The sequence below is a fragment of the Acidovorax sp. genome, assembly GCF_047607405.1.
Taxonomy (GTDB): domain Bacteria; phylum Pseudomonadota; class Gammaproteobacteria; order Burkholderiales; family Burkholderiaceae_C; genus Acidovorax.
The window spans coordinates 1-26,406 of record NZ_JASGDA010000085.1; the positions used below are offsets into that span (position 1 = coordinate 1).

Annotated in this window: 26 protein-coding genes and 1 tRNA gene; 17 read left to right on the forward strand and 10 right to left on the reverse strand. The window is 65.0% G+C overall.

Annotation, left to right across the window (positions count from 1 at the left end):
- The first annotated feature begins 162 nt into the window (after positions 1–162).
- The 16 genes from QM569_RS09745 to QM569_RS09820 all read left to right on the forward strand — a co-directional run bounded on the left by QM569_RS09745 (position 163) and on the right by QM569_RS09820 (position 17,016).
- On the forward strand, positions 163–513 hold the full coding sequence (locus QM569_RS09745) for a hypothetical protein (RefSeq protein ID WP_414987035.1): 351 nt from the start codon (positions 163–165) through the stop codon (positions 511–513).
- 187 nt (positions 514–700) lie between these two features.
- The gene (locus QM569_RS09750) at positions 701–928 is read left to right on the forward strand and encodes a DNA-binding protein (protein WP_414987036.1); all 228 of its coding nucleotides are present in this window, start codon (positions 701–703) and stop codon (positions 926–928) included.
- Positions 925–1,203, forward strand: coding sequence for a hypothetical protein (locus QM569_RS09755; RefSeq protein ID WP_414987037.1), 279 nt, complete (start codon positions 925–927; stop codon positions 1,201–1,203). The genes QM569_RS09750 and QM569_RS09755 overlap by 4 nt, the downstream gene beginning before the upstream one ends.
- Complete coding sequence (locus QM569_RS09760; RefSeq protein WP_414987038.1) at positions 1,200–1,451, forward strand: helix-turn-helix domain-containing protein; 252 nt, start codon at positions 1,200–1,202, stop codon at positions 1,449–1,451. Before QM569_RS09755 ends, QM569_RS09760 begins: the two co-directional genes overlap by 4 nt.
- Positions 1,448–1,711: a hypothetical protein gene (locus tag QM569_RS09765; protein WP_414987039.1), complete on the forward strand. Its 264-nt coding sequence runs from the start codon at positions 1,448–1,450 to the stop codon at positions 1,709–1,711. Before QM569_RS09760 ends, QM569_RS09765 begins: the two co-directional genes overlap by 4 nt.
- Positions 1,708–4,182, forward strand: a complete 2,475-nt coding sequence (locus QM569_RS09770) for a DUF3987 domain-containing protein (RefSeq protein ID WP_414987040.1) — start codon at positions 1,708–1,710, stop codon at positions 4,180–4,182. The genes QM569_RS09765 and QM569_RS09770 overlap by 4 nt, the downstream gene beginning before the upstream one ends.
- Positions 4,179–4,802, forward strand: coding sequence for a hypothetical protein (locus tag QM569_RS09775; RefSeq protein WP_414987041.1), 624 nt, complete (start codon positions 4,179–4,181; stop codon positions 4,800–4,802). Before QM569_RS09770 ends, QM569_RS09775 begins: the two co-directional genes overlap by 4 nt.
- Positions 4,803–5,057: 255 nt before the next feature.
- The gene (locus QM569_RS09780; RefSeq protein ID WP_414987042.1) at positions 5,058–5,312 is read left to right on the forward strand and encodes a helix-turn-helix transcriptional regulator; all 255 of its coding nucleotides are present in this window, start codon (positions 5,058–5,060) and stop codon (positions 5,310–5,312) included.
- Positions 5,305–5,874 (forward strand): hypothetical protein, encoded by a 570-nt coding sequence (locus QM569_RS09785; RefSeq protein WP_414987043.1) that lies wholly within the window; start codon positions 5,305–5,307, stop codon positions 5,872–5,874. The genes QM569_RS09780 and QM569_RS09785 overlap by 8 nt, the downstream gene beginning before the upstream one ends.
- On the forward strand, positions 5,861–7,195 hold the full coding sequence (locus tag QM569_RS09790) for a hypothetical protein (RefSeq protein WP_414987044.1): 1,335 nt from the start codon (positions 5,861–5,863) through the stop codon (positions 7,193–7,195). Before QM569_RS09785 ends, QM569_RS09790 begins: the two co-directional genes overlap by 14 nt.
- The gene (locus QM569_RS09795) at positions 7,195–9,408 is read left to right on the forward strand and encodes a hypothetical protein (protein ID WP_414987045.1); all 2,214 of its coding nucleotides are present in this window, start codon (positions 7,195–7,197) and stop codon (positions 9,406–9,408) included. The genes QM569_RS09790 and QM569_RS09795 overlap by 1 nt, the downstream gene beginning before the upstream one ends.
- Positions 9,409–9,746: 338 nt before the next feature.
- On the forward strand, positions 9,747–10,079 hold the full coding sequence (locus QM569_RS09800; RefSeq protein WP_414987046.1) for a hypothetical protein: 333 nt from the start codon (positions 9,747–9,749) through the stop codon (positions 10,077–10,079).
- A gap of 245 nt (positions 10,080–10,324) precedes the next feature.
- Entirely contained in the window at positions 10,325–11,089 is a 765-nt protein-coding gene (locus QM569_RS09805; protein WP_414987047.1) for a site-specific integrase, read from the forward strand.
- A 192-nt stretch (positions 11,090–11,281) separates the two neighbouring features.
- Positions 11,282–12,637 (forward strand): IS5 family transposase, encoded by a 1,356-nt coding sequence (locus QM569_RS09810; protein WP_414987048.1) that lies wholly within the window; start codon positions 11,282–11,284, stop codon positions 12,635–12,637.
- Positions 12,638–13,195: 558 nt separating this feature from the next.
- Positions 13,196–16,282 carry an HsdM family class I SAM-dependent methyltransferase gene (locus tag QM569_RS09815; protein ID WP_414987049.1) on the forward strand — a complete coding sequence of 1,029 codons (3,087 nt, stop codon included), beginning with the start codon at positions 13,196–13,198 and terminating at the stop codon, positions 16,280–16,282.
- A gap of 62 nt (positions 16,283–16,344) precedes the next feature.
- Entirely contained in the window at positions 16,345–17,016 is a 672-nt protein-coding gene (locus QM569_RS09820; protein ID WP_414987050.1) for a hypothetical protein, read from the forward strand.
- Positions 17,017–17,115: 99 nt separating this feature from the next.
- Here the strand turns inward: QM569_RS09820 and QM569_RS09825 are convergent, their stop codons facing one another.
- The 5 genes from QM569_RS09825 to QM569_RS09845 all read right to left on the reverse strand — a co-directional run bounded on the left by QM569_RS09825 (position 17,116) and on the right by QM569_RS09845 (position 19,465).
- Positions 17,116–17,322 (reverse strand): hypothetical protein, encoded by a 207-nt coding sequence (locus tag QM569_RS09825; protein ID WP_414987051.1) that lies wholly within the window; start codon positions 17,320–17,322, stop codon positions 17,116–17,118.
- Positions 17,323–17,338: 16 nt separating this feature from the next.
- Positions 17,339–17,608: a hypothetical protein gene (locus tag QM569_RS09830; RefSeq protein WP_414987052.1), complete on the reverse strand. Its 270-nt coding sequence runs from the start codon at positions 17,606–17,608 to the stop codon at positions 17,339–17,341.
- 113 nt (positions 17,609–17,721) lie between these two features.
- A complete protein-coding gene (locus QM569_RS09835; RefSeq protein ID WP_414987053.1) occupies positions 17,722–17,856 on the reverse strand; it encodes a hypothetical protein in 135 nt (44 codons plus the stop codon).
- A gap of 336 nt (positions 17,857–18,192) precedes the next feature.
- A complete protein-coding gene (locus QM569_RS09840) occupies positions 18,193–18,918 on the reverse strand; it encodes a hypothetical protein (protein WP_414987054.1) in 726 nt (241 codons plus the stop codon).
- Between the two features lie 10 nt (positions 18,919–18,928).
- Positions 18,929–19,465: a hypothetical protein gene (locus QM569_RS09845; RefSeq protein WP_414987055.1), complete on the reverse strand. Its 537-nt coding sequence runs from the start codon at positions 19,463–19,465 to the stop codon at positions 18,929–18,931.
- A gap of 203 nt (positions 19,466–19,668) precedes the next feature.
- Here QM569_RS09845 and QM569_RS09850 point away from each other — a divergent pair, with 203 nt between their 5' ends.
- Positions 19,669–20,229: a hypothetical protein gene (locus QM569_RS09850; protein ID WP_414987056.1), complete on the forward strand. Its 561-nt coding sequence runs from the start codon at positions 19,669–19,671 to the stop codon at positions 20,227–20,229.
- Positions 20,230–20,354: 125 nt separating this feature from the next.
- Here the strand turns inward: QM569_RS09850 and QM569_RS09855 are convergent.
- The 5 genes from QM569_RS09855 to QM569_RS09875 form a co-directional block, all read right to left on the reverse strand.
- Positions 20,355–20,430: transfer RNA gene (locus QM569_RS09855), tRNA-Thr, on the reverse strand.
- 168 nt (positions 20,431–20,598) lie between these two features.
- Positions 20,599–21,606, reverse strand: coding sequence for a class 1 fructose-bisphosphatase (locus QM569_RS09860; RefSeq protein WP_414987057.1), 1,008 nt, complete (start codon positions 21,604–21,606; stop codon positions 20,599–20,601).
- Positions 21,607–21,620: 14 nt separating this feature from the next.
- Positions 21,621–24,332: an aminopeptidase N gene (gene pepN / locus QM569_RS09865; RefSeq protein WP_414987060.1), complete on the reverse strand. Its 2,712-nt coding sequence runs from the start codon at positions 24,330–24,332 to the stop codon at positions 21,621–21,623.
- 14 nt (positions 24,333–24,346) lie between these two features.
- A protein-coding gene (gene prfB, locus QM569_RS09870) for a peptide chain release factor 2 (protein ID WP_414987058.1) occupies positions 24,347–25,451 on the reverse strand; the annotation gives its coding sequence in 2 pieces (ribosomal slippage) (positions 24,347–25,369 and positions 25,371–25,451; 1,104 coding nt in all).
- 140 nt (positions 25,452–25,591) lie between these two features.
- A partial coding sequence (locus tag QM569_RS09875; RefSeq protein ID WP_414987059.1) for a YgfZ/GcvT domain-containing protein occupies positions 25,592–26,406 on the reverse strand: 815 nt, incomplete at its 5' end.

Genomic DNA, 26,406 nt, shown 5'->3' on the forward strand with positions numbered 1-26,406 from the left:
CCCAGGATGACCCTGGGCTGGCGCAAGCCCATTGAGGTCTATGCCGAGCACTTGGCTCGATTGAGCCAGCAGCCAGACCCTGTGCATTGAATATTTGTTGCACTTGGACTTGAAACCGCCCTTACCCCACAAGCGCCAACAGCTACAGAAGATGTAGCGAACATGCCCACGGTGGGGCAGGCGCAGCGGCTGATCTGCATGACGGTGTTGAGCATGCTGCGGTCAGCGTGCAGCGAAGCCACCGAGGCCAGCGATGAAAGTGGCGGGGAACCGGAGTACCAGAACCCCGCCAATGCGGCGGAGCTGGCGCTTGAAGCAGTGCAGCGCCTGATGGCTTCGCTGCCCTGCGACGTGAACGACTTCAGCGCGGCATGGTGGCGCGCGCAGTCTGTGGCAGGGCTGGCGGCAGATGCCTACCCGGACAAGGACGCCACGGCATGGCGGCTGCTGAATGGGGCTGTGCGGCAGTTCAAGGCGTTGCACGCGGTGCTGGAACGGGCAGGGGCCGAATAGGCCCGGACTCCCCTGCGCGCACCCCTGCACCCCCCCCTGCACCCCCGCGCAATTCCAGTGCATCTATCGCCTGGAAACCCGCATGAAATAAGGCTTTCTGCAAATTGCACGGGGGTGCATCTTGACCGCGCAGGGGGGTGCAGCCCGCCAATTGAGCCACCGAAACCAATCCGAACTGGAGTAAACGATGGCAGCGAAAGCTACACACTATCCGCCGCTGGAAACCGTGACCCGCCCGACGGTGCCCACGCCCCAGGCGGCTTACTACCTGAACCGTTCGCAGCAGACTTTGCGTATCTGGGCAATGAATGAGCGCCCTATTCGCCCGGTGCGCATCCATGGGCGCTTGGGCTGGAAGGTCGTCGATATCCGCAAGCTGCTGGGCGCAGCCGTGCAGCAAGGGGGTGCGGCATGAGCAGCGCACTCAACCTGTTGGAACTGGCCCATGCGGCTCTCAAGTTCGCCCACGCCCTGAGTGAAGTGGATCGGTGCAAGCGAGCGCTGTCGGACGGCTATGCCGCCTGGCGCAACGCCACGGGCTACCGGGAGCACGTCGCCAAGGGTTCGCCCGAGTGGATCGCCATGATGGCCGCGACGGATGGCGAGTACCGCGCCTTGGAGCGTGCCAAGGCCCGCGAGCGGCGCGCCCGGACGGCCCTACGGGCTGCTGCGCGGGAGGTGGAGCAATGAAATTCAGCAGCTCTGCCGATGCCCAACGCGCCCGCGCCCTGGAGGCGCTGCGCACGGGGCCAAAGACTTCCTACGACCTGCGCCGCCTGGGGCTGTACCAAGCCCCGGCGCGCATTCTTGAACTTCGCCGCGCGGGCTACCTGATCGAGACGCACCCGGTCACGGTGGTTGATGCGGATGGCTACGAACATCCCGGCGTGGCGCTGTACACGCTGGTGGAAGAACCCAGCCCCGAGGAGGCGACATGATCCAAAAAGAAAACGCCCAGCCCCGCAATGCAGAACTGAGCGCCCCCAACCAGGGTTCCGATTCTGCCACTGCCCAAGCTGACGACAAAGCCTTTGCCACGCTGCAAGCGCAGTTTGCTTTGCGCGGCCACCAGCTCCGTTGCGTCACCAGCCCGAACGGCACGCAAGCCTTTTGGGCGGAGCGCTGGGGTCTGGTGCGCTACCTGCCCAGCCTGCACGACGCGGCGATGTTTCTCACGCAGATTGGGGGCCGGGCATGAGCGCAATCGAGCAATTCACCCAGGCCATGATGGGGGATGGCCTGCCTGCGCCGGAGACGATCCACGCGGGCGGCAAGCTGCACCGCTTCAGCACCAGCGGGGCGCGCAGCGATGATTCCGGCTGGTATGTGCTGCACGACGATGGCGACATTGCGGCGGGGGCTTATGGCTGCTGGCGCACGGGGCTGTCGAAAACCTGGTGCAGCAAGCGCGAGGATGCCATGACGCCTGCCGAGCGTGACGCGCACCGCGACCGCATGCGGGCCGTGAGGGCGCAGCGCCTGGCGGACACCGCCCAGCGCCAGAAGCAGGCGGCCCAGGCGGCGGCGCAGCGCTGGCAGGCTGCCCAGGCAGTGGCCGGGCACGACTACCTGAAAACCAAGGGCGTTCACGCCTACGGCCTCAAAGTGGAGGGCGATGGGCTGCTGATCCCGATGCGCGATACGGCGGGCGTGCTGCACAGCCTGCAAGTGATCGCGCCGGATGGCAGCAAGCGCTTTCAGCCGGGCGGACGTGTGAAGGGCTGCTATCACGGCATCGGCAAGCCTGCGGGCGTGCTGGTGGTGTGCGAGGGCTACGCCACGGGCGCGAGCATCCATGAGGCGACAGGGCTTGCCGTGGCCGTGGCCTTCAACGCGGGCAACCTGCTGGAAGTGGCGCAGGCGCTGCATGCCAAGTACCCGGCGCTGCGCCTGGTGCTGGCGGCGGATGACGATTGGCGCACCGATGGCAATCCCGGCATGGCCAAGGCCAGCGAAGCAGCGCGGACAGTGGGCGGTGATCTGGCGGTGCCCGTCTTCCCCGATGGGCGCGAGGGCAAAGACACCGATTTCAATGACCTGCACCGACTGGCGGGGCTGGAAGCGGTGAAGGCTTGCATCGAGGCGGCGGCGCAGGAAACTCCGGCCTTCGTCAAATCGGCGGGCCCGGCCTTTCCGCCGCTGGATGATGATGCTGGCGACCCTGCCGAGTGGGATGAACCCGTGCCCCTGCCGGTGGAACTGCCCCCGGTGGCCGCGTTCGATGCCGATCTGCTGCCCGAGGCGCTGCGCGGCTGGGTGGCGGACATTGCCGAGCGCATGCAGTGCCCGCCGGACTTCACCGCCGTGGGTGCGCTGGTGGCGCTTTCCAGCCTGATCGGTGCGCGCGCCGTGGTGGCACCCAAGGAGCGTGACGACTGGCGCGTGGTGCCGAACCTGTGGGGGCTGGTGGTTGGCCGCCCCGGCGTGATGAAGTCGCCCGCCCTCAGCGAAGTGTTGAAGCCCCTGCATCGCCTGGAAGCTGGCGAGCGCGAGCAGTTCGCCGCCGCGCATGCTGCCTGGGAGCTGGATTGCAAGGTGGCGGGCATGGCCGACGAGGCGAACGAACGCCAGGCCAAGAGCTTTGCCACCAAAGACCCGGCCAAGGCCCGCGCCCTGTTGCAGCCCACGGAGCAGCCCGCCGAACCGGTGATGCGCCGCTACGTGGTCAACGACGCCACGGTGGAGAAGCTGGCCGATCTGCTGACGGGCAACCCGTGGGGGCTGCTGGTGTACCGCGATGAACTTCACGGCCTGCTGTGCAGCATGGATCGCCAGGGGCAGGAAGGGGCGCGGGGCTTTTACCTGACGGGCTATGACGGCAACCAGGGCCATGCGGTGGATCGCATCGGGCGCGGTGAGAGCTACGTGCCCCGCGTGTGCCTGGCGATGCTGGGGGGCATTCAGCCCGGCAAGGTGCAGAGCTACGTGCGCGAGGCGGTAGCCGGTGGCGCGGGAGATGATGGCTTGTTGCAGCGCTTTGGCCTGGCGGTGTGGCCCGACGTGGCCCGCGAGTGGCGCAAGGTGGATCGCTGGCCGGACACCCCGGCGAAGCAGGCGGCATGGGCCGTGTTCGAGCGCCTGGGCCAGCTTGCGCCTGCTGGGGAGGATGAACCCCAGGAATGGCGCTTCGACAGCGAAGCCCAGGCGCTGTATTGGGAATGGGCCGAGCCGTTCGAGAACGAGATTCGGGGCGACGATCTGCACCCGGCCCTGGTGTCGCACCTGGCGAAGTACCGCAAGCTGATCCCGGCCCTGGCGCTGATCTTCGCGCTGGTGGACACGCCGGACGGCGGCGGGGTGATCCATGCCCGCGAGTTGGCGCGTGCGCTGGATTGGGGCGACTACCTGCGCACCCATGCCGAGCGGCTGTATGCGGCGGCGGTGGTGCCCGAGACCGCCGGGGCGGCGGCGCTGCTGGAAAAGATCAAGGCGGGCAAGCTGGTTGATGGCGACGGCGTGCTGTTGGAGGCGTTCACGCCCCGCGAAGTGGTGAAAAAAGGATGGGCCGGGCTGGCTGTCAACGACGCGGCGCGCAAGGCGACGGACGTGCTGGTGGATTACGGATGGCTGTGCCGGGAGGTGATGAAGTCCGACGACGCCAGGGGCCGGGGCCGCCCGAGCATGCGCTACCTGGTTCATCCCGGCCTGCTGAAAGGCGGTGCAGCATGAAATGGCTGGATCGACTGAAATCCGAAAAAGCCACGGCCACCCACCCGGCAAAAACGGCAAAAACAACAAAACCCGTTTTTGCCGTTTCTGCCGGGTGCCTATCTGGCACTTTTGGAAATACTGCGGAGCATCCGCAGACCACGGCCACCCACCCGGCAAAAACGGCACAAGGCCCCGCCAGCTTCGCCACAGTCACGGGCCTGGAAGGTGCCAGCCCTTCCACGGTGGAGCGGTTTCGCGCAGCAAGCCTAGCCCTGGATGACCTGGCGGGCCAAGCCGGGGTTGCTGAACCTGACCGCTGGTGCTGGCCGCACAGCACGGCGATGAACGGCACGGAAATCGACACCTTCACCGCCCGCGTGGCGCGCTTTGCTGATCGGGGCTTGGGGCTGGAAGATGTCGTGCGCCAGGCCGGGGCGCTGGTGCGGCGTGACCGGGAAGGGGACGACCGGCGGGCCTGCCTGGAATGCGTTCACCTGCGGGGCTATGGCCCTTGGATGTGCAGCAACGCCATGAAGGCCCGGGTGACGGTGAAGCCATGGGAGACGGGGCTTGCCTGCGCCATGGTGTCGATGTTGCAGCGGTGCCCGGGCTTTCGGGCTGGTGCGCCGGGCGGATAACCCAACGATTGCCCAACACCCTGACCCGCCCATGTGGCGGGTTTTTTGTGCAACAGATGCGCAAAGGGGCGCGACACCAGCGCGGGCATCCTGAATTTCTCCTCGATAAAAAGGGCCTGGCGCGCAATTCTTGGGCTCCATAAAAAAGGGGTGGCAGGTACGCAACACGGTACGCACGGAAACTGCGCATTTCCTCGCGGCGCTTCCCCCGTATAGGGTTTGGCCGCAAGCGGTCATGTGGCGACCATTGCAGCCATGAAGCCCCAAACGCTACATCCCGACCCGCGCATTTCTGCGTACCCGCCTGATTTGCTGCGCCCGGCCACGGCTGCCGCCAGGTACGACCTGAGCCGCCGCACGCTTTCACGGCTGGCGCGCAGTGATCCGGGCTTTCCGCAACCTATCCGCGTGAGCAAGCGCCTGGTGTTGTTCCGGCGTTCCGACCTGGATGCCTATTTCAGCAGCAAGCAGGCCCACGCACTCAATACTGAGGACGCCATCCATGCCTGACTTCCCGCTTTCGAGCGCGTGTCTTTTTGCTGCGGCTAACACGGCTCGACAAAAAGCCGCCGCAGATGCCCAACGCCCAAAGAACGCGCCGCCGCCTGCTACTGCGCGGCGGCCACTGACCCCGGCTGAACTGCGGGATGTGGCTGCACAGCCAGATTCTGAGTTTCATTCCAACCCGACGGCCCAGCGCTTCTTGGCGGCAATCCAGGAATGCCGGGCACAACTTGCCACCGACTTGCGCAGCCGTCTCAATGATGCGCGCACAGGGCTGGTAACGGCCATCGAAAGACGGGAGAGATTCATCGTCTCCACCGTGTTTGAAGATTCCACGAACAAGGACGTGGAATTTACCAGCACACGCCGCTCCATCGCGGCGATGGAGTCCGACCGGGCGCTACTGCAAGCCGTTGACGCGGCCATCAATGCGCTTGATAGCGACCCCAATGCCATCCCTGATGACAGCAAGTTGCGCTCTATGCGGGATGGCCTTTCTCGTGTGCTGTGGGATTTGAAAGTAGAGCGCGCATCTCGATTGAAAGGATTGAATGATGGCAACCCGTGATGATTGGAACCGCCTGGGGCAGCAGCTCGAAGGCATGGGCTACCCGCAGGCCCCGGCTGCGTCCCCGAAGCCCAACAGCTTCGGCGATGCCGTGGCGGCTATCCGCAACCCTGGCACCGTGCAACCGCGCAATACGTTTGGCAGAGTGGCCGCCCAGGCAGCGGCGTTGCCAGCGCCTGCGCCGGTGACGAAGCCGCCTGCGGCCCCTGGCATAGCGACAGCGGCAGGGATCGTGCCACGTGACGGTTTCACAGGCCAGCCCAATGCGCAGAACATGCAGGCTGCCGCGAACCTGGCGGGCAACCAGCCCCAAGGGCTGGCCGCTGCTGCTGGCATTGTGCCGGGCAGCGGCCAGCCTGGTGTGACGGCCCCCACGGTGCGCCACAGCGGCAACGATTGGGCCGCACGCAAGGCGCTGGAGAACGCCGCCACGTCGGCCAGCTCGATCATGAACACCCGCCGCTGGGGCGGCAAGCGTGCGCAGGACAATGCCGCCGTCCAGACTTACGAGGCCGCCGTGAAGAACGACTTGGCGCTTCAGGGGGCGCAGCCCGGCATGGATCAGGCGGCGATGCGCGAGAACGCGGCCATCCAGCGCGAGGGCATGCAGCAGGCGGGAGAAACCCAGCGCACCGGGTTCCAGCAGGCGCTTGCGGACATTCGCGAAGGCCGCGCCGCCCGGCACCAGGCGAACCAGGACGACATTGCCCGCCAGCGCCTGCAATTGGACGGCCAGCGCGCCAGGCTGGAGGGTGTGCCCAGCGGCTACCGCCCCAGGGCGGACGGCACGGGGCTGGAGGCCATCCCTGGCGGGCCTGCCGACCCCGACACGCCCAAGGGCAAGGGCACTTTGAACGAGGGGCAGGCCAAGGCCCTGGCCTTTGGTGCGCGCATGCAGCAATCCGATCAGGCATTGGACACGTTGGCAGCGAAAGGCGTTAACCAGCCCGGCTACATCAAGCGCATGGCGGACACGGTGGGGCTTGGAGCGCTGGCGAACTGGACACAAAGCCCCGAACAGCAGCAGGTGGAGCAGAGCCAACGCGACTTTGTGAATGCCGTGCTGCGCAAGGAGTCCGGTGCAGCCATCAGTGAATCGGAGTTCAACAACGCGCGCCGCCAATACTTCCCCCAGCCTGGGGACAGCCTGGCGGTGATTGAGCAAAAGCGCCGCAACCGTGAACTGTCCACGCGGGGCATGCTGGCGGAAGTGCCGGACGCTCAGAACCGCGTGCAGCAGGTAGCGGGGGCGCAGGCGGTGGGACGAACGGCACACCCTGACGACGTTCAGGCGCTACTCAAAAAGTACGGGGGACAATGATGGACGATTTGTACAAAGCACTGCGCAATGCAGATGCGGCGGGCGACACCGAAGGCGCAAAGCGGCTTGCGGCCTACATCTCGGAGAAGTCTGGATATGGCCAGCAAGCGGGCGGCGCCCCCCAGGTACGCAACACGGTACGCACGGAAACCGAGGTTTCCAGCGGCGGGGTTAACAGGCCGGTTAACACGGAAACCGGCTTCGCGCCGAGCATCGGCCAGCGCATCGCAAGCGGCGGCATGGAGCTGGTGCGGCAGGCGGGTTTGACCATGCGCCACGGCATGGAGGGCTTGGGCCAGGCCGCAGAGGTCGTGACCGAGCCCGTGCGCCACCTGGTGACCGACCCGGCCATGCGCGCCCTGGGTGCGCCCGAGGGCAAGCCCCTGGGTAAGACCATGGGGGGCTTTGCCGACGCCATGGGCCTGCCCAAGCCTGCGAACGAGATGGAGCGTGTGGTGGGCGATGCGGCGCGCTTCATGGCTGGCGGTGCTGGCATGGCCGGGGCTGCCGGGCAGGTGGCACGGGTGGCAACTGGCCCGCTGCAAGCCGCTGCCGAACTGCTGGCGGCACAGCCCGGCGCCCAGGTGGCCGGGGCGGCGGGGGCTGGTGCGGCGACGGGGCTTGCACGCGAGGCGGGCGGCGGCGATGGCTGGCAGCTTGCGGCGGGGCTGGCAGGCGGGTTTGCCGGTGCTGGCGTGGCGCAGGCCGCAACAGCCGTGGGGCGGAACATGCTGCCCGCCAGTGCCCAGGCGGTAGAGCAGCAGATTGAGCAGGCCCTGGGCCGCGCCGGGGTGAACTGGCAGGACGTGCCCGAGCGCATCCGCCAAAGCCTGCGGGCCGAGGCTGCGCGGGCCATGGGGCCGGGCGATTCGCTGGACGGCGGGGCGCTGGCGCGGCTGGTGGATTTTCAGCGGGTGGGGGCTACGCCTACGCGGGGCACGGTGAGCCTCGACCCGGTGCAGGTGACCCGCGAGCAGAACCTTGCCCGCATGGGCGCGAACGCCACCGATACCGGCTTGCACGGCCTGGCGCGGGTGCAGAACGAGAACAACGCCACGCTGATCGAGTCGCTGAACCGCCTGGGCGCTGGTGGTGGGGACGATGCCCATGCAGTGGGTGCCAGGGCCATCGGTGCGCTGCAACGGGGGCTTGATTCGGACAAGGCGGCGGTTGATGCACTGTACAACCAGGCGCGAGACAGCGCGGGCCGCTCGTTCCCCTTGGATGGCCACGCCTTCACCACGCAGGCCAGCAAGCTGCTGGACGATGCCCTATTGGGCGGGGCGCTGCCGCCATCCGTCTCCCAGCACCTGAACCGCATCGCAGCCGGTGAAGTGCCGTTCACGGTGGACTACGCGGAGCAACTGAAAACAGCCATGGGCAAGCTGCAACGCGGCACCAGCGACGGGCAGACCCGGATGGCGCTGGGGCTGGTGCGGCAGGCGCTGGACGATGCCCCGGTGTTGGAGCTGGGGGCGGCTGGCCCAGCGGCTGGAGCGCGGGCCGGGGGCGGCGGGCAACCCTACGCCGGGGGCGTGGAGCTTGGGGAGCAGGCGCGGCAGGCATTCGACCGCGCCCGGCTGGCGAACCGCGACATGATGCGGCGCGTGGAGCGCCATCCCGGCCTGAAAGCCGTGTACGAAGGCAATGCCACGCCGGATGATTTCGTGCAGCGGCACGTTATCAGCCCCCCGGCCAAAGCGCTGGACACAGCGCTACTAGCAGCCGAGCTGCGGCGCAGTGACCCCCAGGCCCTGGAAGCTGTACGGGGCAGCATCGCCGCGTATTTGAAGGCGGCGGCCATTGGATCAGCATCTGATGAAACGGGCCGGTTCAGCGCCAGCGGCTACAACCGCGCACTGTTGAAGCTGGGCAGTCGCAAGCTGGCGCAGTTCTTCGACAAGGATGAAATCGCCTTGATCCGCTCCGTGGGCAGGGTGTCGCAGTACACCACGGCGCAGCCTGTGGGGTCGGCAGTGAACAACAGCAACTCCGGCGCGCTGCTGATGGGCCGGGGGCTTGATCTGCTGGACAGGCTTTCGTCCAAGGTGCCGCTGCTGGGGATTGGCCCCACGGTGTCCACGGCCACCCGAGGTATGCAACAGCGCCAGGCGCAGGACGTGGGCGCGGCCCTGGTGCGACGGCAGACCCAGGATGGACGCCGGGCCCCCGCCCTGACGTTTGGGGCTTTGATGGCTTCGCAGGAGCATTAATGGCGGGGCTCTGCCACCGCCCATTCCCATTCCAGCAAAACGAACTATTGGAGCACCAGCATGGCAACACCCTGGACGTTGGAGCGTAGGCAACGGCAGGCCGCGCTTATTCGGCAATGGCAGCCGTGGAGGCAAAGCACTGGCCCAAGGACACCCGAGGGCAAGGCCCGGTCATCGCGCAATGCTTGGCAGAGTGGGCGACTGGCGCAAATTCGCAGGATGGCCAGGGCGCTAAATGCCGAGATGGCCGAAATCCGCAGAGACATGCGCAAGATCAGCTGGGTGGCGCGGCGGTGACGGCTTGACGCTGCGCGCTACCCGCACCCCAGGCCCGCCGCGTGCGGGCTTTTCTGTTCCTGACGCTGGCCGTTTTTCCGAAATCGCCTTACATCCGCCATTACATCGGCCAGAAAGAGAAAAAGCCCGCTACCGTATTGATAGCGAGCTTTCCTTTACTGACTTGGTGCCGGAGAGATGAATCGAACACCCGACCTTCTCATTACGAATGGGAAGTCATTGCCTTATTTTGCTTGCTGCTTGTGGCTATGATGCCTTTGTTGGCACAATTTTGGCACAGTCAATGGCAATCAAGGTTTTCGATGGCAGCAATCAACAAGCGAGGCCCGTACCAATGGCGGGCACAGATTCGTAAACATGGCTTCCCCCTCTGAGCAAGACTTTCACGACGAAGGCAGAGGCCGAAGCCTGGGCCAAGATGAACGAGTCGGAGATGGCTCGGGGGGTATGGGTTAGCAGAGGGGAGGCTGAGGCTACAACGCTCGGGGAAGCGTTGGAACGGTACGAGGCGGAAGTCACGCCAAAGAAAAAGAGTGCAGCAGGGGAACGATCGTTTTTGCGCATCTGGCGGGGCACTGCGCTTGCCAAGCGGTCTCTGGCCTCTATTCGTAGTGCCGACGTGGCCAAGCTGCGCGACACTTGGCTTCAAGAGTACGAACCCGCAACGGTGCTTCGCCGCCTGGCCGTCCTGTCCCACGTCTTCACCATTGCCCGCAAGGAATGGGGCATGGAAAGCCTGTCGAACCCGGTTGAACTGGTGCGCAAGCCCCAGCCGAACAACGCACGGACGCGGCGCATTGCGATAGGCGTGGAAGATGCCGAGTCGGAGCGCGGGACACAGGATGGCGAGCTTGAACGGGTTGTTGCTGCCAGCGGCTCGACCGTGCTGCCCTCCATTGTGTGGCTAGCCGTTGAAACGGCTATGCGGCGCGGCGAAATCGTCACGCTGCGCTGGGAGCATGTGGATTTGAAGCGGCGGGTTGCGCATCTGCCTGCCACGAAGAACGGCAGTGCTCGTGACGTTCCCCTGTCGTCTGCCGCCGTGTCAGTGCTTCAAGCTCTGATGGACGCGCAGGACGCCGACGCTGAGGGCAGCGGCCGCGTGTTTGATATTCGCAATGACGCGGTGACGCGAGCCTTTGAGCGCGCGGTTAAGCGCGCACGACAACGCTATATCGAGGAATGCTCCGAGGCCAAGCAGCGGGCCGACGGCAAGTTTCTGACCGATCTGCGCTTTCACGATCTGCGGCATGAAGCCACGTCGCGCCTGGCCTCGATCTTTCCTCTGCATGAACTGACGAAGATCACGGGGCACAAAGACCCGCGCATGCTCATGCGGTATTACCATCCGCGCGCCGAGGAACTGGCAAAGCGCCTGGCGTGAAAAAGGGTCGCCGCCAGTTGAACAGGGGACTCTGCGTAAATTTCACGCAGTAGCGAGTAGATTAAATAGTCCACCCTGAACAACCCGCAAGCCGTTGATCCGATTGGAGGTTCTGCGGATTGCTGAGCGCAGGATTTGCAAGGTATGGTTCAGCCAGCCCCTGTTTTCTTGCAAATTCCTCCGAGTAGTCCGATGGGTCCCAAACCTTCGCAGCCGCAGTCCGGCGAACTGTTCATCTCGCGCCTGGACGAGTTGATCAACATGCAGCACCCGCTGGTGCGCCTGGCCGGGCTGATCGACTGGGCCGAGATCGAACGGACCTTCGCTGCGTCGTTCACATCCGGTCGTGGCCGACCCGCCTTGGCGCCGCGCCTGGTCGCCGGGCTGCTGTACCTGCAGCACACCTTCGATGCCTCCGACGAAGCCGTAGTCAACACCTGGGTGGAGAACCCGTACTGGCAGTTCTTCTGCGGCGAAACCTACCTGCAAACCGAATCGCCCATCGACCCCTCGAGCCTGACGCGCTGGAGAAAGCGCGTGGGAGAAGAGGGCGTGGAAACGCTGCTGGCGGCTAGCATCGATGCCGCCCGCCGTGGTGGCGTGATCCGCCAGGCCAGCGCGCAGCAAGTGATCGTGGACACCACCGTCATGCCCAAGGCCATCGCCCATCCCACCGACAGCCGCTTGCTCGAGCGCAGCCGCCAGCATCTGGTCAAGGCGGCCCAGGACCACGGACTGCGGCTTCGCCAGAACTACAACCGGGTGGCCCCGAGGCTGGCCGCGCAGATCGGGCGCTACGCGCACGCCAGACAGTTCAAGCGCATGAAGAAGGCCATGCGCACGCTGCGCACCCGCGTCGGCCGCGTACACCGCGAAGTGGCTCGCCAACTGCACGCACTGCCCGAAGCGGCCAAAGCCAAGGTGCAGGACCTGCTACAACGCACGGGCCGCATCCTGACCCAGGCACCGAAGGACAAGAACAAGCTGTACGCCCTGCACGCACCCGAAGTGGAGTGCATCAGCAAGGGCAAGACCAGGACACCCTACGAGTTCGGCGTGAAGGTCAGCATCGCCACCACGTTGAAGGAAGGCTTGGTGGTGGGCATGCGCTCCATGCCGGGCAATCCGTATGACGGCCACACCCTGGCCGAGACACTGGAGCAGGTGGGCATCCTCACCGGCACGGACAAGCCGCCCGCCACGGCCATCGTGGACAAGGGCTACCGGGGCGTGGAGATCGAGGGCGTGCGCATCCTGCGCTCAGGCCAGAGGCGCGGCATCACCAGGACGCTCAAGGCGATGATCCAGCGAAGAAGCGCCATCGAGCCGACCATCGGGCACATGAAGATGGACGGGCGGTTGGGGCGCAATCCGCTCAAGGGGGCACTGGGCGATGCCATCCATGCGGTGATGTGCGGCGCGGGGCACAACCTGCGCCTGATCCTGGCCGCGCTGCGGCTTTGTTGCGCTCGATTCGGGCTGTCGATGCGGGCGCTCATCGCCGCGCTGATCGCCACCCCTGATGACCGCCTACCCGCCCGCAGCTGAGAATGGAATTGTTCAGGGTGGATTAAATATCGGCCTGCGTAGCTTTTACGCAGTGCTGCGCGTATGATACACAGATGCTGTCGCGCCGTATCACGTTTGCCGATTTGGCGGCCGTCGGTCGCATAGATAGACATCGTCTGCGCAACCTCCTTAAGGATCTCCCGGAGTTCGCGCGGCGGCCTGTCAGCGAGCGCGTGGCCAGCGAGTACACCCGCCACGACCTTACGGTCGTAGCGGTGTTGTGTGAACTTGATCGCATGGGCTTGCGCAAGGAAGCGATCGCTAAGTGGACGTCGCCCATCCAGAAGGCATTGTATGGGCCTCGCTCGATCGATGATCCGCAGCTATTCCTTAGCTGCGACCCTCACCAGGCTTCCCTAATCGCCCGTCAGTCGTTCCAGGGCGCAGGTGTCGTGGTCGATCTGGATCGGGTGCTGAGCGTAGTAGATAGCCACTGCAGCGGGCTGGAGGGAGCCCGGGAGCAGCAGCGCGAACTGGACTTCGGCCCTATCAGGGTTGCCGTATCTAAGGCTGTGAGGACAACGCGAGGTCGCAGCCATGGATAGCTTGCGCGATTGCCTTGACAAAGCGGGCGTCACTGCGGAGAGCACGGTCGATTTCGGGGCCGCTGCGAGCCCACGTCATGTGCGCTATCTTGACCTGCTGGGCAGCCAAGAAAGTGATGCGTTGCTGCCCGACGCGGTCGTCGAGTCGGGTGGCGTACCGCTCGCCTACTTGGTCCGGCGCGACACTTTGGGCAGTTCACCTGCGGACACTGCTGCGCTCGCGCGCTTGGTGCGTGTGCTGGCCTGCCGGGCCGACGCGCGCTATCTGGCGGTCTTTGAGCCCGGTCAGGTGGTGGTGTATCCAATTCGGATGGACGTGGCGCTGCCTACCCCGGTATTGTTAGACACCGAGGCAGGCCAGTACGCTAAGTTTCGCGGCATGCTGGGCGGTAGCGCGGTGGATGCATCGTCCAACGTGTCTGCCCGAAAGTCGCGCAAAGCCGAAGCTCAGTGGCTGGACGGGCTGCTATTCCAGTTGCTAACCGACGCTGCACGTGCGATCCACGCAGCCGCCCCGTCGTTAACCATACAGCAGGTGCTGGCGCTGGTGGGGCGCGCGCTTTTCTTCAGGTTCCTCGTCGACCGGCGCATCGTTGGGGAGGCCGATCTCGCTCGCATCAGTCGCGCAGACAACCTGAGCTTGGTATTCGGTAACTTGGATGCATTGCTGCAGACATGCACTTGGCTGGACAAAACCTTCAACGGCGACCTACTCAGCCTTGGGGGGGCGCACGATGATCGCGACAGGTATGTCGATCTGCGGCAGTTGCTGGAGGAGGGCGCCGACACAGTTTGCTGGCACTTGACCAATATCCAGTGCAAAGCCGTCGGGGGCCAGTTGCCACTGCAATGGGGGGGCATCTACTTCAAGCACGTGCCCGTGGACGTGCTGAGCCAAGTCTACGAGGACTTTGCCCACCAGTTCATCCCCGAGTTGGCCCGGGAAACCAGCATCCACTTTACGCCACGCAAGCTGGCAGAGATCGTGGTCGATGGTGCGTTCAGCGCTGTGCGCAGCTCCACGCCCGACCAAGCCCGCGTGCTGGATCCGGCTGTTGGCGGCGGAGTGTTCCTGGTGCTGGCGTTCAAACGGCTCATCGCCGAGCACTGGCAGGCGTCGGGCGAGCGGCCTGACCGTAAGGAGATTCGGCAGATCTTGATGCAGCAGCTCACTGGACTGGACGTCAACCGGGATGCTTTGAACGTGACAGCCTTGAGTCTGTACCTCTGTGCGCTGGAGCTCGACCCGCATCCTAGCCCGCTGTCGGACCTCAAGTTCGAGAAGCTGATTGGTTCGATCCTGCACCCCGTCGATGCTGCCGCTCTCGAGCTAGATACCGTGCCACCGGACTCGCCGCACGACCGCCTGCTCGGGAGCTTGTCTGCCCAGGTGCTCGCCCGGCATGCGTCCCAGTACGACATCGTGATTGGCAACCCGCCTTGGAACGCTTTCAAGGATGAGCGGGCCGGTGCGCTGAACTGCACCTTGCGCAATCTTCTTGCGCCCAAGCAGCCGTCGTCGCCGCCTGCGGGCGCTGTGGTTGCGCGCTATGGCTCGCCCGACATCGCCTTCGTACTGGCCGCGTCACGCTGGGCCAAGCCCGCAGGGGCGATCGGTTTCGCTGTGCATGGACGGTTTTTCTTTCAAGAAGATTCGTTCGCGCTACGCCGGCATGTCTTCGAGAACCTGCGTGTCACCGGTGTCATGAACTTCGCGGCGCTGCGCCAAGACGAGAAAATCTGGCCAAAGAACGACGCTCAGTTCGCGCTGATGGTCGCCGCCAATGAGCGGCCTAGTCCGCTGGACAGTTTCTACTTCATCAGCCCGCGCCACGAGCCTCAGTTGTCTCAGGCCGGGGTCTTCCGCATCGATCCTGGTGCGGCGATCCCGGTGGCGCTGCATGACGCATGTACTGATCCGCATGCCTTCAAGGCGCTCTACAAGGGTGGACGTCTTGGATTGGATCTACTGCACCGCCTGCACAGTGATGCGACGTTGCCGCTGGGTCAGCAGATAGCCAAACACGGCGTGAAGTTCCACAGCGGCTACCAAACCGGCAAAGAACACAAGCGCGATGATGATGCCAGCCATCTGTTGGGACTACTGGATGCCCAGCTGGACATGGCCTTCGTCGCCGCGCCAGGAGCAAGACCGCAAGGCGAGCTGGACCTGTACTTTGAGTTGCCTAAGGTGCAGTGGGCACGTGCGCCGCAGATCTACCGGGGACCGTTGCTGCTGCTGCGTGAATCGCCGCGCGCCGAGCGCCATCTGCGAGGTGCGCTCTACTCGGACACCGACGTGGCATATCGGGAGAGCTTCATAGGACTCTCAGCCCAGGGCAAGCCGGAACTAGCGCGGCTACTGGATTTGATCTACGTCGTCTCCTATAGCGACTTGTTTCTGTACCACCAGCTTCTCACTAGCCCGAAGTTTGGTGTTGAGCGTGACTCTTCGCTGCAGAAGGATCTGATGGCCTTCCCGTTGATCAAGGAAGAAGTGTTGACCTCGGAGCAAGCACGCAAGGTGCGCAGAGTGGTTGCGCAGTTGCAGCAGCGTCAGGTGAACTGGCATCAGCTCGACGAGTTGGTGTATGACCTGCATGGCCTGACGACGGCAGACCGGCAACTCGTGCGCGATACGCTGGCAATGGAGCTGCCGTTTACGGACGTTTCCAAGCAGGCCAGCTCACGCACCGATTCCGTCATGCGGCAGCAGTTTATCGACACGCTGGCAAGACTCATCGGCCCCTTCGCAGATCCAGCTCAAGCGAGCGTGAGAGAACTGCCCGCCCGGCCAATCGATGGTTGGGTCTTCATTGAGATCAGCGCGCCCGAAGCTCGACGACATGTACTGCCGGATCCGGACCTTGCCCATCTGGTGAGCTTTGCGGAGAGCTACTGGAGCACCCGCGTGACGATCAGGCTCAGCGATCGCACCATCCTCGGGCTGCTTGACCACCAGCGCTATTGGACGCTCACCGAAGCCCGTAGCTTGGCGCTGGACTGGCTGCAATCGGAGCCGATGGCGCAGCCGGGCTCTGCACCTCTCATCGATCAGACCGGGGTTTCGCCAGCGTGATGTTCACCAACCTGGGACGGGCCCCTGCCCAATACGACGCCTACCCGCCCTGGAGTCCCGGCGTGATCGTCGTCGTGGAGCAGGCAATCCGCCAGGGTTGGCGCATGCTGGTGCTGGACCATCAAGACGTGCTCGCCACGCGCGACGAGGATCGCATCACGGACCGACTGCTGGACATTCTCGTTGACTTGCGCAAGAGTGGTGCAGTGCCGGGCTTCACAGTCGATCTCTTTGGCCTACCGGTTCGTGATGCCAAGCTGCCGGACTGGCAGGGCGTGTCGATCGACAAAACCCCAGACATCACGGTCTATCCCGCGCGACCGCGCCAGGGTATTGGCGAGGGCCGCCACGACGCGCTGTTTCTAGAGTGCAAAGTGCTGGACGGCAACCGTCGGCTGACGCAGTATGGCGACCAGGGTATCCAGCGATTCTTGGACGGTCGCTACGCGTGGCGCATGCCGCACGCCCACATGGTGGCGTACGTGTTTTCTGCCACCGACCGTCACCCTGCATCGGCGCTCAAAGGCCATTTCACGCGTCAGCGCGCGGGGTCACCTCGCCAGACCAATGGGCAGCGCCTGGCGCTGCGAGATGGCCCCAAAGAGGTGCTCCCGGCAGGCTGCGCATGCACTCGCCCTGTCATCCAGACTGAACACCTAAGATCGGCGCCTGTCCTGCCAGGTCGCGAGAACCTTATCCAATTGCGGCACCTGTGGTTGTGCGACCCGGCTTGAGCAGAGTGAATATATGCCAGAAAACTATACGCTGAGTTCAACAACGCAGATGCTCAAGTTCAGCCCAGAGCAGATGGAAGAGTTTTGGGAGAAACTGAATCAATCTTCGGCCGATGCCTGATGTTCGGCACGCCAGGAACGCACGCGCGCGCCGTACTCGGCCCGCAAGGGGGTCAGGCGCTCAGCGTCTGGGTGTTCCTTGCTGGATTCGTCGGCGATCTGGCCAGTGCGGATGGCCCGCAGGTCGGTGATGACCTCGCGGGCGCACTCGAAGGCGACGGCCTCGGTCTGTGTCCATTTCTGCATGGTGGTCTTCCGGCGCTCAAGCGTATGCTGGCGAGGGATACCACCGGCTGAAGTCCAGCCGTGCGATATGCGCGACTTCAGGTGCATCGACCAAGACGTCTAGCAAGTGCTCGATGGTACGAAAGCGCAGCCGTTCGCCGTTTTCGCTAACAACCTCATAGTGTTCGCCTCCAACGTCAAGCGCCAAGGCATACCCGGCCTGGTTATCTGCAATCACATGGGATGCTATCGGGGCCGGGGTCTGGTCACCCAGCGACGAGAGTTGATGCAAGCTGATCGTCTTCATGGTCTTCCCTGTCTGCGTTGAGTTCTGCATAGATCACAAATCTTTGTCTGATGCCGGGGCGGCTTGTGGCCAGCCAATGGCGGCTTTGATTGCATCGACATGCTCATCTCGGGTCAGCTCGTGTACTTGAGGCGCAGCACCTCGGCCGCTTCTTGGGCGGTCAGTAGCGCGTCGTCGGGCAGGGCGTGGAGCTTGGCGAGCTCGGCGGCGTTCAGGACGCCGGGGGTGTATTGGTAGTAGGTGGCCATTGCGGGGCTCCAATATCAGCGATTCCCCGTGGGGCAACGCGCCACCACGAGGACATCCGCAGCCTTTCGCCGCGGATCGGACCCGTGCTTCCCTTGTCATCGGGCGGGCCTCGGCTGTTCTTGCCAACGAAAGCACTTCTGACCGCCATCGCTGGCGATCCTCGGCCCAATTGCTGGACCGGTTGACTCACATATTGCCACGGGGCGACGCGCGGCGGCACCATTGTTTTGTCGGTCGCCCAGGCGAGTCCAGGTCGCGCCGAACAGGTCCGGGTGGTTCAGCGCCTAGGCCAAGGTGTCCGGGCTCGCCACGGGCCGCCTGATGAGACGAGGGAGCTATACGGCGAGCGCCTTGATCTCGGCGACAGCCGCCGCGTGGCCCGCTTGGGTGAGTCGGTAGCCCGATTTGGCGTCGCCGTGGGCCAACTTCTCTGTGTGGAGGTCGCGCAGTCGGTTCCGGACGGTGCCTGCACTTCGGCGGCTCAGGCTCTTGAGCACCGAGTCCACCGCCACCGCGTCGGGATAGTGACTGTGGAGCAGGATCAGGAGCTCGGCCTTCACAGGCACGTCCGCGTGGACGAGACGCGTGCCGCCAATTTCCTCGACGAGGGTGCCGACTGGTGCCTGTACCAACTCGATCAGGGCACCGGCCTCTTGCATGGACACGCCGGTCGCATGGCGTAGAAGCTCGGCGGTAATCCACGCAGCGCCCTGGTGCGTAAAGGCCAGATCGTGGGTGTTGGAGTCCACGTCGTTCTTGTGCGCGATGTTCCGCTTGTTGCGGAAGGTATACATCGATCGCGCCACCCTGGCGGCGCAGATGCGCAGGCCCTCCGGCATCGAGGTGTTCTCGACCTTCTTGCCGAGGTAGTCGTCAACGCTGGGCTTTGCGTCGTAGGTGCCAGTATCGATGTGCTGGAGGCACTGCACGAAGGTCTCGACGAATTTGCCCGGCGCCGCCCGCTCAAGCGTGCGCGTGGCGCAGTCGCGCCTGATCTTTACGAGGTCGCCCGCGAGGTCTGCGGCCAGCGTGGGGCCGAGAAGTCCGGCCAGCGCGGCCACAAGTCGGGCCTCATCCACGGATCATCGCCTCGACGCGCTTCACGCCCTCGTGGCTCACCTTGTAGAGCTTACGAGCCTGCTGGCTGCTCCCGCTCTTCTTGAGTTGGAGGATGAGCATGGGCTTCTGGCTCTTCATCTGATCGATGGCGTCGGTGATGTTCGCCAGCTTGTGGCCGAGGTGGGTCAGCTCCTTGTTGGCCGAGGCCGCGGTGAAGCTCTCCGCAGACTGGCAAACCTGCAACCAGTAGCCGACGACCAGCGCCTTCTCTGCATTGGTCTTGGGACTCGCGGCTGCGTAGAGCTCGGCGAAGGTTGAGAAGGTCGGTGTGCCCTTTGCGGGCTCGGCGGCGGGCTCGACCGCGTCAGCATCCTCATCGCCATCGCCCTCCGTCGCCGCAGCCGCTCGGCCACTCGCGACCTTCGCATCTATGCCCAGTAGGCTGGCGATGTAGGTCAGTACGCGAGTCCTGGCTTCTTCTTCGAGAGGCTCCAGCGCGTCGTGGACTGCCTTGATGGCGCTGAACTCCTTGGCTGCTGCATCACTCATGATTAAAGACAATTTTGTTGGACATGAGGTAACTCTATTCGCAAATTCTTGAGTGTCAACTCCCGCATGTTTTTCGAATGTCCGACTGACCGCAGATCGCCGGCTACGACGGCTCGCGGTTCGACTCCGCCGCGGCACGATGCCCTGACACCATCTTTAGGGGGATCGGCATGACATCTCTGGCAGAAGTAGCGACTCGGCACATGGCAGCCGGCATCGAGGACATTGAGGAACTTGCTCGCCTGTGCGAGCGGGACACGGGCAAGGCTCCGAGCCTGCGCTCCCTCATGAGCTACCGCTCAAACTTCCGGCGTGGCGGCAGCGACTGGCTCGCCAAGCGCGATCCCGAGGCGGCGAAGACGGCCAACTCGCGGTGGTATGAGGCCAACGTCGAACGGGCACGCGAGATGAGCCGCGAGTGGGGCAAGAAGAACCCGGAGGCCAAGCGCGAGGCCGGCCGCCGCTGGCTTGCCACCCACAAGGAGGAACACAAAGCGCACAGTCGCCGGTGGAAGCGCGTGAATGCTGCGAGATGGCTGCTGAGCCGGGCGCGCTCGAACGCCAAGCAGCGCGGCCGCGAGCTGACGATCACCGAGGAGGAGGTCGAGGCGCTGCTCGCGCCCGGGGTCTGCGCTCTGACCGGCCTGCCGTTCTACGGGGAAGAGTGGGACGCGTGTAGCAGCCGTGACCCGTGGGCGCCGTCGCTCGACCGGATCGACCCGACGAAGGGATACGTGCCGGGCAACGTCCGCGCGGTGTGCTGAATCGTCAACTACATGCGGGGTGACTACCCCGACGCGGTGCTTGCGAAGGCGGCCAGGGCGATAGCCGATGCCTTCGGGGCCTGAAGCAAAAAGGGCAGCCCGTGTGGGCTGCCCTTCTCACTTTTTGGTGCCGCTTGCCGGATTCGAACTGGCGACCTTTTCATTACGAATGAACTGCTCTACCAACTGAGCTAAAGCGGCGAAACCTAAAAAACTTGTTCAAACCGTGTCTGCTACAACCCCGTAGTACCTCGCTGGCAGCCCGAAAGCCTTGCCGCGCTTAACTCCGTGGTCCAGCCTCACTGCAACCACGTCCCGATTACGAATGAGCTGCTCTACCGACTGAGCTACACCGGCGTAAGCCCTAGATTATAGCGCGCCGTGGTAGCTTGTCACGCGCTCCACCTCATTTTTGGAGCCCAGGATCACGCTCACGCGCTCGTGCAGCTGCTTGGGCACGATGTCCAGGATGCGCTCGCGGCCGTTGGTGGCGGCGCCGCCCGCCTGCTCGATGAGCCAGCCCATGGGGTTGGCCTCGTACATCAGGCGCAGCTTGCCGGGCTTGTTCGGCTCGCGCTTGTCCCAGGGGTACATGAAGATGCCGCCGCGCGTGAGGATGCGGTGTACGTCGGCCACCATGCTGGCGATCCAGCGCATGTTGAAGTCCTTGCCGCGCGGGCCGTCCTTGCCCTGCAGGCATTCGTCGATGTAGCGGCGCACGGGCGCGTCCCAGTGGCGCATGTTGCTCATGTTGATGGCGAATTCCTTGGTGTCCTCGGGGATGCGCACGTTCTCCTCGGTCAGCACGAAGGAGCCCTGTTCGCGGTCCAGCGTGAACATGGCCACGCCGTCGCCCACCGTGAGCACCAGCGTGGTCTGCGGGCCGTAGATGCAATAGCCCGCCGCCACCTGCTGGTGGCCGGGCTGCAAAAAGTCGCCCACGTCCACGCCCCGGTCGTCGTCGGGCATCTTCAGCACGCTGAAGATGGTGCCGATGCTCACGTTCACGTCGATGTTGCTGGAGCCGTCCAGCGGGTCGAACAGCAGCAGGTATTCACCCTGCGGGTAGCGGTTGGGCACGACGTAGATGCCGTCCATCTCCTCGCTGGCCATGGCCGCCAGGTGGCCGCCCCATTCGTTGGCCTCGATGAGCACCTCGTTGGCGATGATGTCCAGCTTTTTCTGGATTTCGCCCTGCACGTTCTCGCTGCCCGCCGCGCCCAGCACGCCGCCTAAAGCGCCCTTGTTGACGGCGTGGCTGATGCTCTTGCAGGCGCGGGCCACCACTTCGAGCAGCAGGCGCAGCTGCGACGGGATGTGCCCGTCCATGCGCTGCTGCTCGACGAGGTAGCGGGTCAGGCTGATGCGTTTGGTCATCTTGGGTATTCCTTTCAATCTGCCAGGGCGCGCGTGACGACCTCGCGCACGTCGTTGCTCAGGTCGGGGCGGGCGGCGACGCGGGCGATGGCCTCGCGGGCTGCCGTGCGCCAGGGTTCGGCCAGCTTCTTCCAGCGGTCCATCGCGCGGGCCAGGCGGGCGGCCACCTGGGGGTTGATGGCGTCCAGCTCGATCACGCGGTCGCTCCAGAACACGTAGCCCGCCGCGTCGGCGCGGTGGAATGCGCCCGGGTTGGCGCTGCAGTAGCTGAAGATCACGCTGCGTGCGCGGTTGGGGTTCTTGAGGCTGAAGTCGGGGTGCTTCAAAAGCTGCTTGACGGCGGGCAGCACGTTGCCGTTGCGGTCGGGTGCGCCCGCCTGCAGGGCAAACCACTTGTCGATGACCAGCGGCTCGTCCTTGAACAGGGCGTGAAAGCGCGCCAGCGCCGGGGCCGCCAGCTCGCTGCCGCTGGCGACCAGGGCGGTGAGGGCGTTGAAGCGGTCGGTCATGTTGCCCGCCACCTTGAAGCGCTGGTACGCCTTGCCGGGCCACACAGGGTCGCCGCTGCGCTGGGCTGCTATGCACAGCATGTGCAGCGCCAGGCCGCTCAGGGCGCGGCGGCCCGACGAGACGGGGTCGGGGCGGTAGCCGCCCGTGTCCTGGTTCTGCTCCCAGGCCCATTCCCAGTCGGCCTGCAGCGACAGGGCGAGCTGCTCGCGCATGGCCTCGCGCACGGCGTGGATGCGCTGGGGGTCCACCACGTCGAGCTGTTCGGCGATGTAGGTCTCGGACGGCAGGGTGAGCACCAGTTCCTTGAAGGCCGCGTCGAGCTGCGGGTTGCGCAGCACGCCGCGCATGGCGTCGATGAATTCAGGCGACAGGATTTGATGATCAAAAGTGCCGCCATCGCTTATCTGGTGTGCGCCATCAGCTATTGCATTGATAGCAATGCGCAGGGCCAGGCGCTGGCCTGCTTCCCAACGGTTGAAGGCGTCGGCGTCGTGCGCCAGCAGGGTGAGCAACTGCGCATCGGTGTATTCGATGTCCAGCACCACGGGCGCGCTGAAACCGCGCAGCAGCGAGGGCACGGGTTCCGCATGAAGGCCGGTGAATGTGAGGGTCTGCGACGCTTCCGTCAGCACGAACACGCGCGAGGTGCCGCCGGACGCATCGTCACCCGCCAGGTGCAGGGGCAGGGCGGCGCCGGTGGCGGCGTCGATCAGGCCCAGCTCCACGGGGATGACGAAGGGCTCCTTGACAGCTTGGCCCGGCGTGGGCGCGCAGCTTTGCGACAGCGTGAGCGCATAGGTGCGCGCGGCGGCGTCGTAATGGCCCGTGGCGCGCACGCGGGGCGTGCCGGCCTGGCTGTACCAGCGCTTGAACTGCGGCAGGTGCTGCGCGAGCGGGCTGGCGGGGTTGGCGTCGGCGATGGCCTGCACAAAGTCGTCGCAGGTCACGGCCTGGCCGTCGTGGCGCTCGAAGTAGAGCTTCATGCCCCGGGCGAAGCCTTCGCGGCCCACCAGGTTGTGCTGCATGCGCACCACCTCGGCACCCTTTTCGTAGATGGTGACGGTGTAGAAGTTGTTGATCTCGACGTAGCTGTCGGGCCGCACCGGGTGGGCCATGGGGCCTGCGTCCTCGGGGAACTGGGCGGTGCGCAGCACGCGCACGTCCTCGATGCGCTTGACGGCGCGGGCCGATGGCGAGCCCGCCAAATCCTGGCTGAATTCCTGGTCGCGGAAGACCGTGAGGCCCTCTTTCAGCGAGAGCTGGAACCAGTCGCGGCAGGTGACGCGGTTGCCCGTCCAGTTGTGGAAGTACTCGTGGCCCACCACGCTTTCGATGTTGGCAAAGTCCACGTCCGTGGCCGTGGCCTCGCTTGCCAGCACGTACTTGGTGTTGAAGATGTTCAGGCCCTTGTTCTCCATGGCGCCCATGTTGAAGTCGCTGGTGGCGACGATCATGAAGCGCTCCAGGTCCAGCGGCAGACCGAAGCGCGCCTCGTCCCAGGCCACGCTGTACATCAGCGAGTTCATGGCGTGCTCGGTCTTGCCCAGGTCGCCGGGGCGTACATACACCTGCAGCAGATGGTCGGTGCCCGAGCGGCTCTTGATCTTCTGCTCGCGCGCCACCAGCTTGCCCGCCACCAGGGCGAACAGGTAGCAGGGCTTCTTGTGCGGGTCCACCCATTGGGCGAAGTGGCGGCCGTCTTCCAGATCGCCGCTGTCCACCAGGTTGCCGTTGCTCAAAAGCACCGGGTACGCGGCCTTGTCTGCGCGCAGGGTGACGGTGTAGCTGGCCATCACGTCCGGGCGGTCCAAGAAGTACGTGATGCGGCGGAAGCCCTCGGCCTCGCACTGCGTGAAGAAGGTGCCCTGGCTCACGTACAGGCCCATGAGCTTGGTGTTCTTGGCGGGGCAGCAGGTGGTGAAGATTTCGAGCTGGAAGGGCGCATCGCCCTCCGGCAGGTTCTCCAGCACCAGCTGCGCGCCCTCCATCTTGAACGAGGTGCCCTGGCCGTTGACCAGCACGCGCGCCAGGTTCAGCTCGTCGCCGTCCAGCTTGAGCGGCTGCGCGGGTACGGCGCTGTTGCGGCGGAGCATCATGCGGTTGAGCACGCGCGTCTTGGCCGGGTCCAGGTCGAAGGTGAGTTCCACCGTGTCGATCCAGAACGCCGGGGCGGTGTAGTCCAGGCGCTGGATGGCCTGGGCTTGTCCTTCTTTCATCATCATGCTTGTCCTTAAACGCCCTGCTTGAGCGAGGCTTCGATGAACACATCCAGATCCCCGTCCAGCACCTTCTGCGTGGCCGAGACTTCGACGTTGGTGCGCAGGTCCTTGATGCGGCTGTTGTCCAGCACGTAAGAGCGGATCTGGTGGCCCCAGCCCACGTCGGTCTTGGTGTCCTCCAGCTTTTGCTGCTCTTCCTGGCGCTTGCGCAGCTCGTAGTCGTACAGGCGGCTGCGCAGGCGCTGCCAGGCCACGTCGCGGTTGCTGTGCTGGCTGCGGCCGTCCTGGCACTGCACCACGATGCCCGTGGGGATGTGCGTCAGGCGCACGGCCGAATCGGTCTTGTTGATGTGCTGGCCGCCCGCGCCCGATGCGCGGAAGGTGTCGGTGCGCACGTCGGCGGGGTTGATGTTGATCTCGATGCTGTCGTCGATCTCGGGATAGACGAACAGCGACGCGAACGAGGTGTGCCGCCCGCCCGATGAGTCGAACGGGCTCTTGCGCACCAGCCGGTGTACGCCCGTCTCGGTGCGCAGCAGGCCGTAGGCGTACTCGCCCTCGATCTTGATCGTGGCGCTCTTGATGCCCGCCACGTCGCCGGGGGTTTCGTCCTCCACCGTGGCCTTGAAGCCCTTGCGCTCGGCGTACTTCAGGTACTGGCGCAGCAGCATGCCCGCCCAGTCGCACGCCTCGGTGCCGCCCGCGCCGGCCTGGATGTCCACGAAGCAGTTCAGCGGGTCAGCTTCTTGGCTGAACATGCGGCGGAACTCCAGCTCCTCGATCAGCGGGGCCAGCTTGGCCGTCTCGGCCTCGATGGTCATCAGCCCGGCCTCGTCGCCCTCGTCCTTGCTCATCTCGTACAGCTCGGCGTTGTCGGCCAGTTCGCGCGTGAGCTTGTCCAGCGTGACCACCACGCCGGAGAGCAGCTTCTGCTCCTTGCCCAGCTCTTGCGCCTTCTTGGGGTCGTTCCAGATGCTGGGGTCTTCCAGCGACGCGTTTACCGTGCGCAGGCGCTCGTACTTGGCATCGAAGTCAAAGATACCTCCGTAACTCTTGCGTGCGCTGGGCCAGGTCGCCGAGGGTGGTGCCGATGAGGTTGATGCGTTCTGCGTCCATGGTGCGGGTGTCCTGTGTTCTGTACTGAAGGGGTAACCCGCGATTTTCTCATGCTCCCCAGTCAGGATCCCCGCTGGCCTGTGTTTTCAAAAATGATAGCAGCCAGTGCTTGCTGCATAAGCGCTGGAGCATGATTTGGCTTAAATATCCTCCAGCAGCGCATACGGCAGCGGCTGCAACACCAGCGGCACGCCGCCCGCCTGCAACGCCTCTTGCGCGGCAGACAGCTGGATGGAGATGATCGCGTCCACCCCCCCGCCTGGCGCGGGTGCGGCCTGCACCACGGTGCCGCAGGGCTGCTCCGCGTCGCTGGCGGCAAACACCTCGGCCCCCACGGCCACGTCGCCTGTTGCGTGCACGATGAAAGCCCGGCGCTTGAGCGTGCCCCGGAACTGGCTGCGCGCCACCACTTCCTGGCCGGGGTAGCAGCCTTTCTTGAAGTTCACGCCGCCCACCGATTCGTAGTTGAGCATCTGCGGCACGAAGGCATCCACCACCGGCGCGGACAGCGTGGCCACGCCGCTGCGCACCTCGCTCCATAGCCACAGCGCCTCGCTCATCACGGGGCCTGACGGGGCCGGTTCGGACGCAGGCGCCACCCACAGCGCACGCGGCTGGCCGTCGGCGGGGTAGAGGTGGATGACGGACGTCGCCCCCGCATCCGCGCGCGTCCACGCGGGCTGTGGGCCGCCGGGTACCGCGTCGCCCGCCAGGCCGTACAGCGCAAAGTCCGCCGTCGCGTCCGTCAGCTTCGCCTTGGCCCGCAGCACGAACATGGACAGCCGCTTGAGCGTGGCGGCGAGCAGGTCGCGGCTGCACACCAGCAGCACCTCGGCGGTGCCGCGCTTGAAGCCGATGAAACTCGCCTGCATGCGCCCCTTGGGCGACAGAAAGGCCGCCAGCCGGGCCTCGCTCATGCCCAGCAACGCGAAGTCCTGCGTCAACTGGCCGTGCA

Bases quoted from the DNA above. Each gene is read 5' to 3' on its own strand.
- QM569_RS09745 (WP_414987035.1), top strand. From the start codon at position 163: ATGCCCACGGTGGGGCAGGCGCAGCGGCTGATCTGCATGACGGTGTTG.
- QM569_RS09750 (WP_414987036.1), top strand. From the start codon at position 701: ATGGCAGCGAAAGCTACACACTATCCGCCGCTGGAAACCGTGACCCGC.
- QM569_RS09755 (WP_414987037.1), top strand. From the start codon at position 925: ATGAGCAGCGCACTCAACCTGTTGGAACTGGCCCATGCGGCTCTCAAG.
- QM569_RS09760 (WP_414987038.1), top strand. From the start codon at position 1,200: ATGAAATTCAGCAGCTCTGCCGATGCCCAACGCGCCCGCGCCCTGGAG.
- QM569_RS09765 (WP_414987039.1), top strand. From the start codon at position 1,448: ATGATCCAAAAAGAAAACGCCCAGCCCCGCAATGCAGAACTGAGCGCC.
- QM569_RS09770 (WP_414987040.1), top strand. From the start codon at position 1,708: ATGAGCGCAATCGAGCAATTCACCCAGGCCATGATGGGGGATGGCCTG.
- QM569_RS09775 (WP_414987041.1), top strand. From the start codon at position 4,179: ATGAAATGGCTGGATCGACTGAAATCCGAAAAAGCCACGGCCACCCAC.
- QM569_RS09780 (WP_414987042.1), top strand. From the start codon at position 5,058: ATGAAGCCCCAAACGCTACATCCCGACCCGCGCATTTCTGCGTACCCG.
- QM569_RS09785 (WP_414987043.1), top strand. From the start codon at position 5,305: ATGCCTGACTTCCCGCTTTCGAGCGCGTGTCTTTTTGCTGCGGCTAAC.
- QM569_RS09790 (WP_414987044.1), top strand. From the start codon at position 5,861: ATGGCAACCCGTGATGATTGGAACCGCCTGGGGCAGCAGCTCGAAGGC.
- QM569_RS09795 (WP_414987045.1), top strand. From the start codon at position 7,195: ATGGACGATTTGTACAAAGCACTGCGCAATGCAGATGCGGCGGGCGAC.
- QM569_RS09810 (WP_414987048.1), top strand. From the start codon at position 11,282: ATGGGTCCCAAACCTTCGCAGCCGCAGTCCGGCGAACTGTTCATCTCG.
- QM569_RS09815 (WP_414987049.1), top strand. From the start codon at position 13,196: ATGGATAGCTTGCGCGATTGCCTTGACAAAGCGGGCGTCACTGCGGAG.
- QM569_RS09825 (WP_414987051.1), bottom strand. From the start codon at position 17,322: ATGCAGAAATGGACACAGACCGAGGCCGTCGCCTTCGAGTGCGCCCGC.
- QM569_RS09830 (WP_414987052.1), bottom strand. From the start codon at position 17,608: ATGAAGACGATCAGCTTGCATCAACTCTCGTCGCTGGGTGACCAGACC.
- QM569_RS09835 (WP_414987053.1), bottom strand. From the start codon at position 17,856: ATGGCCACCTACTACCAATACACCCCCGGCGTCCTGAACGCCGCCGAG.
- QM569_RS09845 (WP_414987055.1), bottom strand. From the start codon at position 19,465: ATGAGTGATGCAGCAGCCAAGGAGTTCAGCGCCATCAAGGCAGTCCAC.
- QM569_RS09850 (WP_414987056.1), top strand. From the start codon at position 19,669: ATGGCAGCCGGCATCGAGGACATTGAGGAACTTGCTCGCCTGTGCGAG.
- QM569_RS09860 (WP_414987057.1), bottom strand. From the start codon at position 21,606: ATGACCAAACGCATCAGCCTGACCCGCTACCTCGTCGAGCAGCAGCGC.
- pepN (WP_414987060.1), bottom strand. From the start codon at position 24,332: ATGAAAGAAGGACAAGCCCAGGCCATCCAGCGCCTGGACTACACCGCC.